Origin of the sequence: Streptomyces sp. Y7 (assembly GCF_043195415.1) — a bacterium.
Lineage (GTDB): Bacteria > Actinomycetota > Actinomycetes > Streptomycetales > Streptomycetaceae > Streptomyces.
The window spans coordinates 745,611-760,176 of sequence record NZ_JBIDDQ010000002.1 but is presented as its reverse complement, the minus strand read 5'-3'; the positions used below and the strand labels follow the sequence as shown (position 1 = coordinate 760,176).

The 14,566-nt window shown below is 72.8% G+C and carries 12 protein-coding genes and 1 pseudogene; 3 read left to right on the top strand and 10 right to left on the bottom strand.

All coding sequences use genetic code 11. The annotated features are described in order from the left end of the window. Nucleotides 1-76 precede the first annotated feature (76 nt). Nucleotides 77-1,579 (bottom strand): metallophosphoesterase family protein, encoded by a 1,503-nt coding sequence (locus tag ACGFW6_RS09110; protein ID WP_393506251.1) that lies wholly within the window; start codon nucleotides 1,577-1,579, stop codon nucleotides 77-79. An 82-nt stretch (nucleotides 1,580-1,661) separates the two neighbouring features. Beyond that, a complete protein-coding gene (locus ACGFW6_RS09105) occupies nucleotides 1,662-2,528 on the bottom strand; it encodes an MHYT domain-containing protein (protein ID WP_393506249.1) in 867 nt (288 codons plus the stop codon). Between the two features lie 273 nt (nucleotides 2,529-2,801). Between ACGFW6_RS09105 and ACGFW6_RS09100 the strand changes: the two genes are divergently transcribed. Together ACGFW6_RS09100 and ACGFW6_RS09095 are read left to right on the top strand one after the other, a co-directional pair. Further along, nucleotides 2,802-3,713, top strand: coding sequence for an arginase family protein (locus tag ACGFW6_RS09100; protein WP_393506247.1), 912 nt, complete (start codon nucleotides 2,802-2,804; stop codon nucleotides 3,711-3,713). A gap of 96 nt (nucleotides 3,714-3,809) precedes the next feature. Next, nucleotides 3,810-4,808 carry an alpha/beta fold hydrolase gene (locus ACGFW6_RS09095; protein WP_393506246.1) on the top strand — a complete coding sequence of 333 codons (999 nt, stop codon included), beginning with the start codon at nucleotides 3,810-3,812 and terminating at the stop codon, nucleotides 4,806-4,808. A gap of 7 nt (nucleotides 4,809-4,815) precedes the next feature. On the opposite strand, the gene ACGFW6_RS09090 is transcribed toward ACGFW6_RS09095, so the two are convergent. From ACGFW6_RS09090 to ACGFW6_RS09065, 6 genes and pseudogenes are all read right to left on the bottom strand, one after another. Then, on the bottom strand, nucleotides 4,816-6,036 hold the full coding sequence (locus ACGFW6_RS09090; protein ID WP_393506244.1) for an MFS transporter: 1,221 nt from the start codon (nucleotides 6,034-6,036) through the stop codon (nucleotides 4,816-4,818). Between the two features lie 2 nt (nucleotides 6,037-6,038). Continuing rightward, the gene (locus ACGFW6_RS09085; RefSeq protein ID WP_393506242.1) at nucleotides 6,039-6,839 is read right to left on the bottom strand and encodes a DUF899 domain-containing protein; all 801 of its coding nucleotides are present in this window, start codon (nucleotides 6,837-6,839) and stop codon (nucleotides 6,039-6,041) included. A gap of 99 nt (nucleotides 6,840-6,938) precedes the next feature. Beyond that, nucleotides 6,939-7,868, bottom strand: a complete 930-nt coding sequence (locus ACGFW6_RS09080; protein WP_393506240.1) for a LysR family transcriptional regulator — start codon at nucleotides 7,866-7,868, stop codon at nucleotides 6,939-6,941. A 238-nt stretch (nucleotides 7,869-8,106) separates the two neighbouring features. After that, nucleotides 8,107-8,677 (bottom strand): annotated as a pseudogene (locus tag ACGFW6_RS09075) (sigma factor-like helix-turn-helix DNA-binding protein); the annotation flags it as partial. Between the two features lie 45 nt (nucleotides 8,678-8,722). Beyond that, nucleotides 8,723-9,478, bottom strand: a complete 756-nt coding sequence (locus ACGFW6_RS09070; RefSeq protein WP_393506238.1) for a dienelactone hydrolase family protein — start codon at nucleotides 9,476-9,478, stop codon at nucleotides 8,723-8,725. Nucleotides 9,479-9,600: 122 nt separating this feature from the next. Next, the gene (locus tag ACGFW6_RS09065) at nucleotides 9,601-10,221 is read right to left on the bottom strand and encodes an L-threonylcarbamoyladenylate synthase (protein WP_393506236.1); all 621 of its coding nucleotides are present in this window, start codon (nucleotides 10,219-10,221) and stop codon (nucleotides 9,601-9,603) included. A 197-nt stretch (nucleotides 10,222-10,418) separates the two neighbouring features. Here ACGFW6_RS09065 and ACGFW6_RS09060 point away from each other — a divergent pair, with 197 nt between their 5' ends. Next, complete coding sequence (locus tag ACGFW6_RS09060; protein WP_393506234.1) at nucleotides 10,419-11,951, top strand: helix-turn-helix domain-containing protein; 1,533 nt, start codon at nucleotides 10,419-10,421, stop codon at nucleotides 11,949-11,951. A gap of 142 nt (nucleotides 11,952-12,093) precedes the next feature. Here the strand turns inward: ACGFW6_RS09060 and ACGFW6_RS09055 are convergent, their stop codons facing one another. After that, a complete protein-coding gene (locus ACGFW6_RS09055; RefSeq protein ID WP_393506232.1) occupies nucleotides 12,094-13,326 on the bottom strand; it encodes a cytochrome P450 in 1,233 nt (410 codons plus the stop codon). After that, complete coding sequence (locus ACGFW6_RS09050) at nucleotides 13,323-14,561, bottom strand: cytochrome P450 (RefSeq protein ID WP_393506230.1); 1,239 nt, start codon at nucleotides 14,559-14,561, stop codon at nucleotides 13,323-13,325. The genes ACGFW6_RS09055 and ACGFW6_RS09050 overlap by 4 nt, the downstream gene beginning before the upstream one ends. Between the last annotated feature and the right edge of the window lie 5 nt (nucleotides 14,562-14,566).

Here is a 14,566-nt window from a genome sequence, read left to right as displayed (position 1 = left end):
CCGGTCGACAGCGTTGATCAAGCCGTTCGGCCCGTGCAACGCGTCCGCGACCGACCCTGTTCCCGTGCCCGCGGGATCAGACCAGGGGGATCGTCACCTCGTCCTCGACCGGCGGGTCCAGCTCCTGGGCGCGGCTGCCGGTCGCGGCGTGGCACCGCAGCCGGACGGTCTCCGGAGTGACGTCCAGCCTCAGGAACTGCTTGAAGAACGGCGGGCTGTACGTCGCCGAGCTCGGTGAGAACAACGACGTGTAGATCTTGCGCACCGGGAGGCGGAACCGCGCGCGGCGGTCCGGCCGGCGGCCGGCGCCGAGGAGCCGGGCGACCAGACGGGTGCGCCAGGTGATGCGGGCGGTCTCCCGCTGGGCACGGGTGAGCGGCATCTCGAGGCGCTCGGCGACCACGGCCGACGCCTCGGCCTCGGTGAGGGTGAAGAAGCGGCGCAGCCGCAGCCGGCGGCCGTACAGCTTGCTGTAGAACGCCAGGGAGTCGCCGCGCAGCGGATAGCAGCGGAACTCCTTCTCGGTGACGTTCGCGATGTCGACCCGCGGGATGGTGTGCGTGGCGTGCATGAACGCGCCGCCGCCGCCCGAGACCACGTACTGGATCGTGCGTCCGTCCACCTGGACCGGGTAGCGCTGGTAGTTGTGGATGTCGCCGCCTATCGCCGCGACATAGCGGTGCGCCGGGTCGCGGACGATGTCGTCGACGGTGCCGCCGCCCTCGATCGCGCAGGGATGGTGGGCGCCGTCCACGTACAGGGGCGAGCCCGTGATGAGGATCTTCGGGCGGGGTCCCCGGGACACCTCGCGCAGCCACGCGCCCTGTTCGGCGTCGAGGGTGCCGAGCAGCCCGGTGTCGATGCCGATGATCCGCACCGGCCCGGCGTCGATCGCCCAGTAGGGCCCCGGCTGCACCGCCCGTTGCGCGGCGGCCGACCTCAACTGCCGTGCCGCGTCGAGCCGTTGCCCGTCTCCCCGGCGCGGCTTGTGCCACAGCAGGCGCCGCAGCCAGGCCCCGCTGAGGACGCGCGGCGCGGGTTCCGGGTCGAGGGGCGGTGCGTCGTCGCAGAAGACACGCATGAACGCGCCGAGGTCCTCGTACCAGTCGTGGTTGCCCGGTATCGCGTAGATGGGCGCCTGGTAGTCCTGGTACGGCCGGAAGAACTTGGTGCCGTAGTCGTCGGCGCTGCCGACCGGATAGATCACATCACTGGCGAGAACGGCGAACCGGGTGTCCTGACCCGTTTTCAGCAAGCCCGGCACGACGGAGTACTGGGGGTCGTCGCCCTCGCCGGTGTCGCCGATGACGAGGAACGAGAACCGGTCGGGGTCGTCGCGCCGGATCACCTTGTCCGCCGGTACGCCGGCGGCCGTCCGCTGCGCCACCCAGCGGCTGCGGGTACGGCCCGTGGGATCCCCGAACCAGGACGCCAGCACACCGTTGCGGGCGGCCCACAGCATTCTGGGGTCGAGCCAGGAGATCTTCTGGACCTCGGTGGGCATCAGCCGCTTGTACGTGCCGAGTTCGGTGGCGCCCCAGCCGGCGCCTTCGGCGGTATCGCGAGAGGAGTCAGACACCGGTGCACCGTAACAATGATCTCCAGGACGCGGAGAAGGGGTGCGGGGCGTGGCGCGTCGTCACATCCCCGCACCGACCCCGTCATCGCCTGCGGGCGTAACCGTTCCGTCCGGGGCGCGCCGTCCACGCGGGAGTCCTCGACGCCGGCCCCCGCTCGGACCGTGGGCCCTGTCCGGTCGGCCGGGCCGTGTCGTCCGCGGGGTGCGGGCCGCTGTCGCCGAGGACCAGGAGCGGGTCGAACATCACGACCACTCCGGCCAGGACGAGGAAGACCATCGGCCCCAGCAGCATGGGAAGCAGCAGCGAGGTGGGCGAATCGCCGGCCCACGAGGCGCCGGTCGTGCCGTGCAGATGCACGCTGACCGCCGCCATGCCGGTGTAGTGCATCCCGGAGACCGCCACGCCCATGACGAGGCTGGCCCCGAGGCTGGTGAGGAATCCGCGGATGGTGACGGCCGCCCACAGCGCGGCGGTCGCGGCGATGACCGCGATCAGGACCGACAGGGCGACGGTGAACGCGTCGTACTCCAGGTCACCGTCCAGGCGCAGCGCCGCCATTCCCAGATAGTGCATGGCCGCCACGCCGAGCCCCGTGACGGCGCCCGCGCTGCCCAATGCCCCTCGGCCCGCGCCGAGATAGCCGACGATGAACACGCCGATGCCGACCACGACGATCGCCACGACGAGACTGAGGACGGTCAGTGCCGTGTCGTAGCGGATCCGGGTCTCCTCGACCTGGAAACCGATCATGGCGATGAAGTGCATCGTCCAGATGCCGGAGCCGATCGCCGCGGCGCCGAGCGCCAGCCAGCCCGGCTTCCACGCCTGTCCGCCCAGCAGGGACCGCACGATGCAGCGCAGCCCCAACGCCCCTCCCAGGCAGGCCATCAGATAGGCGGCCACCGGGGTCACCGCACCGTAGCGGAACCCGTCAACCGTGCCTTGCATGAGCCAACTCCCCCCAGAGTCATGGCCAGTTGTGGAGCAAGGTGTACGGGGCAACAGAGCGCGAGGCAAGACTTTACCGCCGGTAGCCGTTGAACTCTGCATCACCATGAGTCGACTCCGGTCACACAAGGGCGAGATTCGGACAGTGAGGGGACGGGCCGAAGGAGCCCGCCGGGGCCACGAGTGGTGTCGGACCCCCGCGTGTGGCAGAGATGGGGTGAGGGCCGTAGCCAGCGTCTCCGGTGAGACGGGCATCGCAGGGAAGGGCCGGTCATGAACGAGCTCGCGATCATCGAGGCGCCGTCCGTGCTGGGCCTGCGCCCGTCCGGCGTCCAGGACCTGCCGGCGGCCCTGCTGGAGGCGGGCCTGCTCACCGGTCTGCACGCCGTAAGGACCGGCCGCGTCGAGCCACCGGCCTACGACCCGGCGCGCGACGCCGCCACCGGAGTGCTCAACCCGCACGGCATCGTGGAGTACTCCGTCCGGCTGGCCGACGCCGTCGGCCGGGCCCTCGACGCCGGCCGGTTCCCGGTCGTCCTCGGCGGGGACTGCACCGTCCTGCTCGGCAACCTCCTGGCGCTGCGCCGCCGAGGCCGCCCCAAACTGCTGTTCCTCGACGGGCACACCGACTTCTACCAGCCCTCGGCGGAGCCGAACGGCGAGGCGGCCTCGATGGAACTGGCCCTCGCCACGGGACGCGGACCCCGCCTCCTCACCGACCTCGAAGGGCGCAGGCCCCTGCTGCACGACGAGGACGTGGTGGCCTTCGGCTTCCGTGACACGGACGAGTCCGCCGCGGCCGGCATGCAGCCCCTGCCGCCCGGGCTGCACGCCCTCGACCTGGACGCGGTGCGCGCGGCCGGTGCGGGCACCGCCGCGCGCCTGGCCGTGGACCGGCTCACCGCGGGTCCGGGCACCGGGTTCTGGGTGCACCTCGACGTCGACGTCCTGGACGACGCCCTCATGCCCGCCGTCGACTACCGGCAGCCGGGCGGGCTGACGTGGCGGGAACTGGCGGACGTGCTGGGCACGGCACTGGCCGACCCCGCAGCCGCAGGGCTCGACGTCACGATCTTCAACCCCCGCCTGGACCCGGACGGCACGATCGCGGCCCGCCTCGCCGCATGCCTGCGAGAGGCCCTGGCGGCGCGCGCCGACGCGTGGGGCACGCGAGGCAGCCCCTGAATTTGCCGAACCGGCAAGGAAGAACGCGACGCCTCGCCCGGCCGACGCAGGATGGCAGGGCCATGCACGCCGCGCACGCGCCGTCCGGGAGGAAACATGCCGCAGCCCGCCCCCACGACCTCGACCGACGTCACCCACCGTCTGGTCCCGTCTCCCGCCGGTCGGATCCACCTCGCGGAACAGGGAACCGGACCGCTGGTCCTCCTCGTGCACGGCTTCCCGGAGTGCTGGTACTCCTGGCGCCACCAGCTGCCCGCGCTCGCGGCGGCCGGGTACCGCGCGGTCGCCGTCGACGTACGCGGCTACGGCCGCTCCTCCAGGCCCGAGCCGGTGGACTCGTACCGGATGCTGGAGCTGGTCGAGGACAACGTCGCCGTCGTGGACGCCCTCGGCGAGCGTTCCGCCGTCGTCGTGGGGCACGACTGGGGCGCGACCATCGCCGCCACCTCCGCGCTGCTGCGGCCCGACGTGTTCCGCGCGGTCGGGCTGCTGAGCGTGCCCTACACCCCGCCCGGCGGCCCGAAGCCGAGCGAGGTGTTCGCGGGGATGGGCGGTCCGCAGGAGTTCTACGTCTCCTATTTCCAGCAGCCCGGCCGCGCCGAGGCCGAGATCGAACCCGACGTCCGCGGCTGGCTCGCCGGCTTCTACTCCGCCCTGTCCGCCGACACCATGCCGGGCCCGGACGCCCCGGACCCGCACTTCGTCACGCCCGGCGGCACACTGCGCGACCGCTTCCCCGCCGGCCCGCTGCCCGCCTGGCTCGACGAATCGGACCTCGACGTCTACGCCGGCGAGTTCGAACGCACCGGTCCGACCGGGGCGCTGAACCGCTACCGGAACATGGACCGGGACTGGGCCGACCTCGCCGGCCACCAGGGCGCCCCGGTCACCCAGCCCTCCCTGTTCCTCGGCGGCGCGCTGGACCCGTCGACCACATGGCTCGCGGACGCGATCGCGGCGTATCCCACCACCCTGCCCGGCCTGCGTTCCTCGCACGTCCTCGACGGCTGCGGCCACTGGATCCAGCAGGAACGCCCCGAGGAGACCAACCGGCTGCTGACCGAATGGCTCGACTCCCTGTCGCACGGCGCGTAGCCGGCGCTCACGGCCCCGCGGGCACCGGCCGCCGGATCAGGTAGGCGGCGGCCGACACGACCAGGACCGTCATGCAGGCGATGAACACCAGACCCGCACCCTCCAGACCCATCGGGCCGGTCAGCACGCCCACACCGATGACCGGGAGCGAGATGCCGCCGTACGCCACCACGAACAGCGTCGAGATGACGGCCGCGCGCTGGTCCGGCGGGGAGGCCGCGGCCACCGCCGACAGGGCGGCCCGGAACGCCAGCCCCTGACCGACCCCGCCGACCACCGCGCTCGCCACCACCAGCGCCAGCAGGTCCCACCACAACGCCCCCGCCAGCAGCGCCAGACCGACGAGCAGCACCGCGCAGCCCAGCGGCAACGACCGGCTCACCCCCACCCGGCCGACGGCCACCTGTCCGAACGTGGACGCGAAGAAGGCCATCGCCACGACGAGCCCGCTCACGGCGTGGTTGCGTTCGTGCAGGGACTCCGCGAGGAACGCGGGACTCACCGCGGTGAACACGCCGAACAGCGCGAATCCCGCGAACGAGGCGGTCGCCGCGGGCCCGAACACCGGCCGCACCCGCGGCGGCAGACTCGGCCTCCGCGGCCGAACGGTACCGAGCGAACGCCGTTCCCGGACCGTCTCCGGGAGCCGGAGCACGACCACCGCCGAGCAGGCCACCAGGGCCAGGTGCACGGCGAACGGCAGATACAGCGGCCAGGGAGCGTACTGCGCCAGCAGCCCGGCGAGCAGCGGACCGCAGCCCAGCCCGCCCATGTTGGCGGCGGTCGCGACCAGTGTGGCGCGGGCCGCGCCGTCGCGCGGGGCCAGCTCCATGACGTACGCCGTGGCGGCCCCGGTGAGCAGACCGGCGGACAGCCCCGACAGCAGCCGTCCCACGTACAGCCAGCCCAGGGCGGTCGCCAGCAGGAAGCAGACGGCACTCGCGGCCGCGCAGCCCAGGGCCGAGAGGATCACCGGACGCCGGCCGACGGCGTCCGAGGCGTTGCCCGCGACCAGCAGGACGCCGATGACCGCGAAGGCGTACACGGCATAGACGATGGTGACCGTCAGCTCGGAGAACCCGAACTTGTCCTGGTAATGGCCGTAGAGGGGAGTCGGCAGCGTGGTCCCGGCCATGCCCACCGCGAACACCGCCCCGCCGAGCAGACAGGCCCGCCACGCCTGCCGTTCGCCGAGGTCCGTCGCCCGGACGCCGTCCTGTACCGGCATCGTCAGACGTCGTACTCGTCGGGCAGCCGCATCCCGGGCCCGCCGACCTGCAGGCCCAGTGGTTCGGCACGGCCCCTCGGTTCCTCCCACGCCTCCTGGCGGCCGAGCGCGGTGAGGTCGAGGTACGGGTAGCCGTTGTGGAACTCCTCGATGCCCCGGCCGAACGTGGAGTAGGTGTGGAAGACGTCGTCCCCGACGCGCAGGAACGCGCTGATCCCGGGATAGTCCCCGCGCATCGCCGCCGACCACGGCTGCCCGGCCTCGGCCAGTTCGGCCTCGTCGCGGTGGGCCACCCGGACGGGCGCGACCCGTTCGTCGACGGTGGTGTGGAAGTCGTAGTTGAAGTCGCTGCCCGCCGAGGAGTACCAGGGGAACGTCCACCCCATCCGCTGCCGGTACGCGGCGAGCTTCGCGTACGGCGCCCGGGTCACCCCGGCCAGGGCGGTGTTGCGGACGTTCAGCTGACGCAGCCTCGCCGGGATCTGGTCGGCGGCCGAGGAGCAACTGGAGCAGCCCGTGTCGCGGGGGTGCTCGGTACCGTCGGCGTCGATGTCGTATGTCCACATGAAGTGATGCATGACCAGCTGGGGCCGTCCCTCGAACAGGTCGAGCAGGCCGACCCGCCCGTCCGGTCCCTCGAAGACGTAGGGCTTGTCGACGCGGACCATCGGCAGCCGCCGCCGTTCGGCGTTGAGCCGGTCGCGGGCGCGCGTGAGTTCCTTCTCCCTGGCCAGCAGTTCGCTGCGGGCGGCGAGCCACTCCTCGCGTGACACCACGTCGGGCAGGTTCGCCATCGAGGTCATCCGGGATCTCCCCACGGGTCTGGTCGTGCCGGCGGGTGGTGCGGGCTCGGCTCCAGCTTGCGCCCGCCCCACCGGCGCCGCACGTGTTCACCCCGCCGTTCAGGACCCGGCGGGTGAGTCCGCGTCGAGTGCGGCGGCGTGCAGGGCGGCCGCCACCCGGGTGACCGGCTCGGTGGGCGGGTGGGGGAGACGCGCCAGGACGAGGCGCCGCTGTTCCTGGGGTCCACCGCGGACCGGGAGGACGCGGACGCCGGGAGGGGCGGCGGAGGCGAGGACACCGGGCACCGTCGTCAGCCCGCAGCCGGCGGCCACGAGATGCAGCTTGGCCAGCCAGTCGCGGGCCGTGTGGGCGATCTCGGGCCGCTCGTCCAGACCCGGCCACACGCCCATCAGCCGGTCCTCGCCGGAGGTGGAGCCGGCGATCCAGCGCCGGCCCCGCAGGTCGGCCACGTCGACGAAGTCACCGCGGGCGAGCGGGTGTGCGGCGGGCACCGCCAGACGCAGGGGGCGTTCGCTGAGGGTCCGCAGGGCCAGCGGCGGCGACTCCGTGTCCGGGGCCCGGAACGGCGGTGCGGACCCGAGCAGCGCCAGATCGATGCTGCCGGCCCGCAGCGCCCGTACCAGCGCCGGAGTGCCGCCCTCGCGGCCGACGACCTCAAGGCCGGGGTGCGTGTGGCGCAGGGCGGCCAGCGCCCGGGGCACCAGCACGGCCCCGGCGCTGGGGAACCAGCCCAAGCGGACGGTGCCGGTCTGGTCGGGCAGCCCGGACAGCTCCCGGGCGGTCGCCTCGATCTCGTCGAGCACGACCGTCGCCCGGCGCATGACGACCCGGCCGGCCGCCGTGAGCCGTACCCCGTCGCGCCGCCGCTCCAGCAACTCCGCGCCCGCGGCCCGCTCGATCGCGGCGATCTGCCGGGACACCGCCGACTGGGTGTACCCCAGCGACCCGGCCGCCGCCGTGAAGGTCCCCTGCTCGGCCACCGCCCGGAACACCCGCAGCGCGGTCAGCGACACCTCGGTGAAGTCCATGACGCCAACGCATAGCACACGGGCCGCGTTCTCGGTGAACTCATGGCGACCGCTGTCACTCACCACGGTCGAGCCACGAGCGAACTCGGGGCCGGGGACGAGGACTTCAGCACACGGCCGCGCACCCCACGCCGGTCACACCCGGCCGGCGCGCGCCGCACCGCGCCGCCGCACCGCGCCGCCGCACGGCGCCGGCTCACGGCGCCGGCTCACGACCGCGTCCGAGCGGTACGCGACGTCACCGGGCGAGGTCGACCAGGTGGTCCAGCCGCGTCAGCTTCCGCGGGTTGGCCGTCGCGTAGATACGGGTGATCCGGCCGTCCCCCACCGCCACGCTCACCGCGGCCGGCTGACCGTCGCTCTCGACGCGGGCGCCCGGCGCCTCGTTGAGCCACACGGCCGTCGTCCGGAACGCTGCCCGGTCCGCGCGGGCGAGCAGCGCCGCCACGGCCTCGGCACCGTGGACCGGAACCAGAGCGGCGGCCGCCAGCCCGCCGCCGTCGGCGATGAGGACCCCGTCGGGCGCCATGACCTCCATCAGGTCCTGCAACCGCCCCTCGCGCAGGGCCGCGAGGAACCGCTCCACCACGGCCTGCTGCTCCGACCGGCTCACCCGCATCCGGGGGCGCCGCGCCGCCACGTGCTCGCGGGCCCGCCGAGCGATCTGCCGGACCGTCGGCGCAGGACTTGCCGACGGCCTCGGCGATCTCGCCGTACGGCATGTCGAAGACCTCCCGGAGCACGAACACCGCCCGCTCCACGGGAGCGAGGGTCTCCAGCACCGTCAGCATCGCGATCGACACGCTCTCCGGCGGGACCGAGAACGTGACAGCCGCCGCTCTCGGCGGACGGCCTCAGAACGTGCGCTTGAGCAGATCCAGCAGGGCAGCCCAGTGCCGCTCGTCCGCCTCGCGGTCGTAGGCGGAGGTGTCGGACTGCGTGTAGCCGTGCCCCGCGCCCGGATAGACCTCGCAGCGGTGCCGTACGCCGGCCTTCGTGAGCGCGTTCTCCAGGCGCTCGATCTGCTCGGCGGGAAGCGAGGGGTCCTGGTCGGCGTGCCCGAAGTACAGCTCGGCGGTGATGTGTTCGGCCACCAGGTGCGGGCTGTCCGGCGCCTCGGTCGCCAGCCGCCCGCCGTGGAAGCCGGCCGCCGCGGCGACCCGGTCCGGGTACGTGCCCGCGGTGAGGAGGGACAGCCGTGCGCCCATGCAGTAGCCGGTCAGCGCGACCGGGCCGTCGGCCGCCACCGGGCAGGCCGCGAGCCAGCGCAGATAGGCGCCGGCGTCCCGCATCGCCGCCTCCGGCGTCAGCTGCTGCATGACCGGCATGATGCTCTGGAAGATCTCCGGCCGCGCCGCCGGATCGATGAACTCCGGCAGATCGAAGAGCGGAGCGCGCCCGGCCCGGTAGAACACGTTCGGCACCAGCGCCGTGTACCCGGCCCCGGCGAGCCGGTCCGCCATCTGCTCCAGCCGCGGCCGCAGCCCGAACGCGTCCATGTAGAGCAGGACCGCCGGACGCGGCTCGCCGTCGGCGGGGTGGGCCAGATAGGCGTCGGCGACACCGTCCTCGGTGGGGATGTCGACGGTGGTTCCCTGTACGGAGGTCATGGGGGTTGCCTCTCTGCGCAGTCCACGGCGAACGGGTCGCCGGCCCGGTGGAGCCGGGCCGCGCACATGGTTTCATGCACCATCCAACGGCCCGATCCGCCCCCACCGGCTTGGGAACCGCTTTACTCGAACCGGGAGATGTCGCCCGCTCCCTCACGCACGATCTCGGCCTCGCCACCCGAGAAGTCGATCACCGTGGTCGGCTCCGTGCCGCACTCCCCGGAGTCGACGACCGCGTCCAGGACATGGTCGAGCCGGTCCTTGATCTCCCAGCCCTGGGTCATCGGCTCGTCCTCGTCGGGCAGCAGCAGCGTGCTGGACAGCAGCGGCTCCCCGAGCTCCCTGAGCAGCGCCTGCGTCACCACGTGGTCGGGGATGCGCACGCCCACCGTCTTCTTCTTCGGGTGCTGGAGCATGCGCGGCACCTCCCTCGTCGCGGGCAGGATGAACGTGTAGCTGCCGGGCGTGGACGCCTTGATCGCGCGGAACACGTCGTTGTCGATCCGCACGAACTGCCCGAGCTGCGCGAAGTCCTGGCAGACGAGGGTGAAGTGGTGCCGGTCGTCCAGTCGGCGAATCGAGCGGATCCGGTCGATGCCGTCACGGCTGCCCAGCCGGCAGCCGAGCGCATAGCAGGAATCCGTCGGATACGCGATCAGCGCACCCGAACGGACACTGTCCGCGACCTGGGCGATGGTGCGCGGCTGAGGGTTGTCGGGGTGCACATCGAAGTACTTCGCCATTCACCGAGCCTATGCCCTGCGCGGCCCCGCAGCCGCGCAGGTCGGTACCGCCACGTCCGGGGCACGCCGTCGTACCAGGGGAGAGTTCGCCGGGGACGCCGGATCCAGGCGTCCGGGCACCTCACCTTTGCGGACGCGTGAGGTAACGTCCCCGACCGGTACGTCGTGGATGAAGTGCAGGACGAGGTGAAGGCCGAGTGGCTGGCGGAGAGGACGGGGACCGTCGGGCGGGGACGGGGAGCGCCGACGGGTCGGCGTGGGCGCAGGAGTTGCTGGAGCATCTGCGGCCCCATGGAAGGGACGTCCGGCGGGTGGTCGCCTGGCTGGCCGACGCCGTGCGGGGCGTCGCCTCGCTGCAGGACGACACCGGCAGGCTGCTGGCCGGCAGCCGACCGCCGCTGGACGAGGACCTCGTGGCGGCCGTCGCCGCCGGCCGGATCGCCTCCGCCGCCTGGGAGGGACAGGGGCGCCATCTGCGGCTGGTCCGGGTGACGTATCCGAACCCCTCGGCGGCGGGCGTGCTCGCCGTGGCGCGCGATACGCCCTTCGACCGGCGCACCTCCGACATCGTCACGCACACCGTCCAGGTCATCGAGCTCCTGCTCAAGGCGGACGAGACGACCGCCGCCGGTATCCGGCTCGAACGGGCCACGTCCGATCTGCGGCTGGCGATCCTGCAACTGCTGATGGTGGAGGACACCGTCTCCGCGCGCCGCGTCGCCGCGGGACTGTGGCCCGGCCTGCTCGACACCGACACCGCCTGCGTCCACGTCGTCGAAGGCACCGTCGAGGAGCGCGACACGGTCGCCGAGGAGTGCATCGACGCGACGGGCGAGCGGGCGCTCGTCGTGCTCTGCCCGGCCGTGGACGAGCATGTGATCGTCGTGACGCCCGGCGAGTCGGAGGCCCGGGACCTGCGGTCGCTGATCGGCGGCCGCCCGCGCACCTTCATCGGCGGCAGCGCCCGGCAGAGCCTGGCCCGCACCGCCACCGCGTACGGGCAGGCCGTCAGTGCCCTGGCCGTCGCCCACTTCCGCCCGGACAAGGCGGCCGTCTACGCCGAACGCACCCACCCCGAGCGCCTCATCGATCCGGCGGCCCTGCGCGAGTGGACCGACCGGCTGCTGCGCCCGCTCGACACCCTGCCCCACCACACCCGCGCCGAACTGCTCGCCACCACCCGGCTGGGTCTGGAGTTCACCGCGGTGAACGCGGCCAAGGTCCTCGGCGTCAGCCGTAACACCGTCCGCGCCCGCATGGAACGTGTGGAAGCCCTGCTGCGCACGGACTTCGGCAACCTCACGGCCCGAGCCGTCGTCCACCTCGCCCTCAACATCCAGGTGAGCCTGGCCGACACACCGGTCGGCGCCGACGGCCCGGACCGGGCGCCCGCCTCGCTGCGCGACCTGCTGTCGGGCCCCGCCATGCGCACCTGGGCACGGGACCTCCTCGCCCACCTCGACCAGGACACCAGGGACCTGCGCCGCACCCTGCGGACCTGGATCGCCGAGGGCGCCAACGCCGAACGCGCGGCGCAGACCCTCGGTGTCCACGCGCAGACCGTCCGCGAGCACGTGCGCAGCGCGGAGCCGGTCCTCGAACGCCGGCTGCTGGCGGGCGGCAGCGACCTGTACGAGGTCGTCCTGGCCCATCTCGCGCTGGACGACCCGGATGAGCCCGCTGTCCACGGGGTGAAAACGGGCCTTCCGGACTCACTTGTGCACGGGTGAGTGCCCGGGCCCCTTCAGTGGGCACCGACGCGATACCCAAGGTCGCCGTCGCAGACGTAAGTTCGACTCTCCGCGGGGACACGACCGGAACGGGGGACCGGTCGCGTCCCCGCGCCCTGAAGGGGTCCGCGCGTCGAGGCCGTCATCCGCGCAGCAGCACCGGGATCTCCTGCCAGCCGAACGCGATGAACGAGGGCACCTGCCGCAGTTCCTCCTCGCCGACGGCCAGTCGCAGGTCGGGGAAGCGGTCGAAGAGGGCGGGCAGCGCCGTCAGGGCCTCGACACGGGCCAGCGGAGCGCCGATGCACCGGTGCACACCGATTCCGAAGGCCAGATGGTCGTCGGCTCCGCGTGAGGCGTCGAAGGCGTCCGCGTCCGGGCCGTAGTGCGCGGGATCCACCCCCGCGGCGGCGAACGTCGTGATGATGGCGTCCCCGGCCGCGACGGTCACGTCCCCCACCTCGATGTCACTGACGGCGAACCGCAGCGGCAGCGACGCGATCGACGGGTGCACGCGCAGAGTCTCGTCGATCACCGCGTCCCAGCCGGTCCTCCCGGACATCACGTCGGCGAGCTGCTCGGGGTGGGTCAGCAGGGCGACGACCGCGTTGCCGATGAGATTGACCGTGGTCTCGAAGCCGGCGCCGATCACCAGCAGCAGCGTGTACAGCAGCTCCTCGTCGCTGAGCCGGTCGCCGTCCTCGTCCCGCACCCGGATCAGCTCGGTCGTCAGATCGTCCCCGGGGTGTTCGCTGCGGTGGGCGATGAGCGCGGGCAGCACCGTGCCGATCTGCTCCTGCACGAACGCGGCGTGCTCCGGGCTCGGGTCGGAGGTGTCCATGATCGCCGCGATGAGGGTCCCGGTCGCGTCCTGCAACTCGTCCGGGACGCCGAACAGTTCGCAGATCATCCGCATCGGCAGGGGATGCGCGAACCCGGCCTTGAGATCGACCTCCGGGTCACCCTTGTCGAGCGCGTCGAGCAGCTCCGCGGTGATCGCCTCCACGCGCGGACGCATCACCTCCGTGCGCCACTGGGTGAAGCTCGGGGCGACCAGCTTGCGCAGCCGCGCGTGGTCGGTGCCGTACGTCGAGAGCATGTTGACCACACCGACCCAGCCCAGGATCCAGCCCCAGGACGGGTGTTCGGTGATCTCCGGCCACAGCCGCCAGTGCTGCCGGGGGTCCTTGCTGACCCGGGGGTCGAGGATGAGTTCCTTCAAGGTGTCGTAGCCCGTCGGCGCCCAGGCCGGGATGCCGCCCGGCAACTCCACGGGCACGATCGGGCCGTGGGCGCGCAGCCGGGCGCTCTCGCCTCGGATGTCGGCGCCGAACGGGTCGAGGGCGAAGCGGTCGGTGCGGTCGGACACGGTCACGAGGGGACTCCTGGCTGGTCGGGGGAGCGGGGGCTGAACCGGACGGGCAGCGAGGTCAGCGAGCGATGGAACGGGCCGGGCCGCCACGTGAGGCGCTCCCGGGCCAGCACCGGCTCCAGATCGGGCAGCCACTGCGTGAGCCGTTCGATCGCCTCGGTGGCGATGAGCAGCGTGTGCTGCCGCACCGGACAGGCGTGCGGGCCCGCCGACCACGACAGGTGCGAGGCGTCCCGGGGATGGCGGTCAGTGGTGACCTCCCGCTCGGCGAAGTGCGCGAGCGCCCCGTAGGAGACGACGACCGGTACCGCAGCCCTGATCCAGGTGCCGTGGAAGGACACCGGGCCGCGCGCGTAGTGGATGCCGTAGTTGGCCAGCGGGGTCTCGTGGTGCAGGACCTCCACCACCGCGTCCGTCACCGGGCGGGCCCCGCTGGTCAGGGTGGAGTAGTACTGCGGGTTGCCGAGAATCCGGGACAGGGCGTTCGACACCAGGTTGGCCGTCGGCTCGTGCCCGGCGCCCAGGGTGAGGAACACCTGCCAGGTGACCTCCTCGGGAGTCAGCCCGGCGGGGTGGTCGAGGAGCCGGCTCGGCAGGTCGTCGCCCCGCTGCTCGGACTTGGCCGCGATCAGCTCCAGGACGTAGCCGCCGAACTCCGCCTCGCCCTCGGCCGATTCGGCGCCGCCCTCCATCATTTTGCCGAGCGCCGCGTTGAGCCGGTCGCTCTGGCTGTCCGGCAGCCCGAAGAGGCTGTTGAACACCAGCGCCATCAGAGGCCGGGCGAACTCGGCCACCAGATCGGCCTCGCCCTTCGGTCCGAACCGGCCGACCAGCACCCGCACCGCCCGATGCACCCGGGCCCGCAGATCGTGCGGCTCGATCCGGTCGAAGGTGTCGATCAGCGAGGTGCGGTAGCGGACATGGGCCGCCCCGTCGGCGAACAGCGTGTTGGGCCGCCAGCGCATCATGCCGAGGACGGGCGAGTCGTCGGCGACCGTCGCCTCCCACGGCCGCGGGTCGTGCGAGAACGTCTGCGTGTCGTGCAGCAGATCCAGGGCGGCCCGCCGGTCGGTGACGACGTACGCCGGCACGCCCGGCGCCAACTCCGCCCAGCCGATCGGGCCCTGGGCGCGCAACGCGTCGTAGTAGGGAAACGGGTCGAGCGCGAAGCCGTCCTCCCACAGCCGTACGGGCGCCGAGCGGGAGAAGGTCTGCCGGTCGGGGGTGTGGGTGGTCATCCGGG

Bases quoted from the DNA above. Each gene is read 5' to 3' on its own strand.
- ACGFW6_RS09105 (WP_393506249.1), bottom strand. From the start codon at position 2,528: ATGCAAGGCACGGTTGACGGGTTCCGCTACGGTGCGGTGACCCCGGTG.
- ACGFW6_RS09100 (WP_393506247.1), top strand. From the start codon at position 2,802: ATGAACGAGCTCGCGATCATCGAGGCGCCGTCCGTGCTGGGCCTGCGC.
- ACGFW6_RS09095 (WP_393506246.1), top strand. From the start codon at position 3,810: ATGCCGCAGCCCGCCCCCACGACCTCGACCGACGTCACCCACCGTCTG.
- ACGFW6_RS09090 (WP_393506244.1), bottom strand. From the start codon at position 6,036: ATGCCGGTACAGGACGGCGTCCGGGCGACGGACCTCGGCGAACGGCAG.
- ACGFW6_RS09085 (WP_393506242.1), bottom strand. From the start codon at position 6,839: ATGACCTCGATGGCGAACCTGCCCGACGTGGTGTCACGCGAGGAGTGG.
- ACGFW6_RS09080 (WP_393506240.1), bottom strand. From the start codon at position 7,868: ATGGACTTCACCGAGGTGTCGCTGACCGCGCTGCGGGTGTTCCGGGCG.
- ACGFW6_RS09070 (WP_393506238.1), bottom strand. From the start codon at position 9,478: ATGACCTCCGTACAGGGAACCACCGTCGACATCCCCACCGAGGACGGT.
- ACGFW6_RS09065 (WP_393506236.1), bottom strand. From the start codon at position 10,221: ATGGCGAAGTACTTCGATGTGCACCCCGACAACCCTCAGCCGCGCACC.
- ACGFW6_RS09050 (WP_393506230.1), bottom strand. From the start codon at position 14,561: ATGACCACCCACACCCCCGACCGGCAGACCTTCTCCCGCTCGGCGCCC.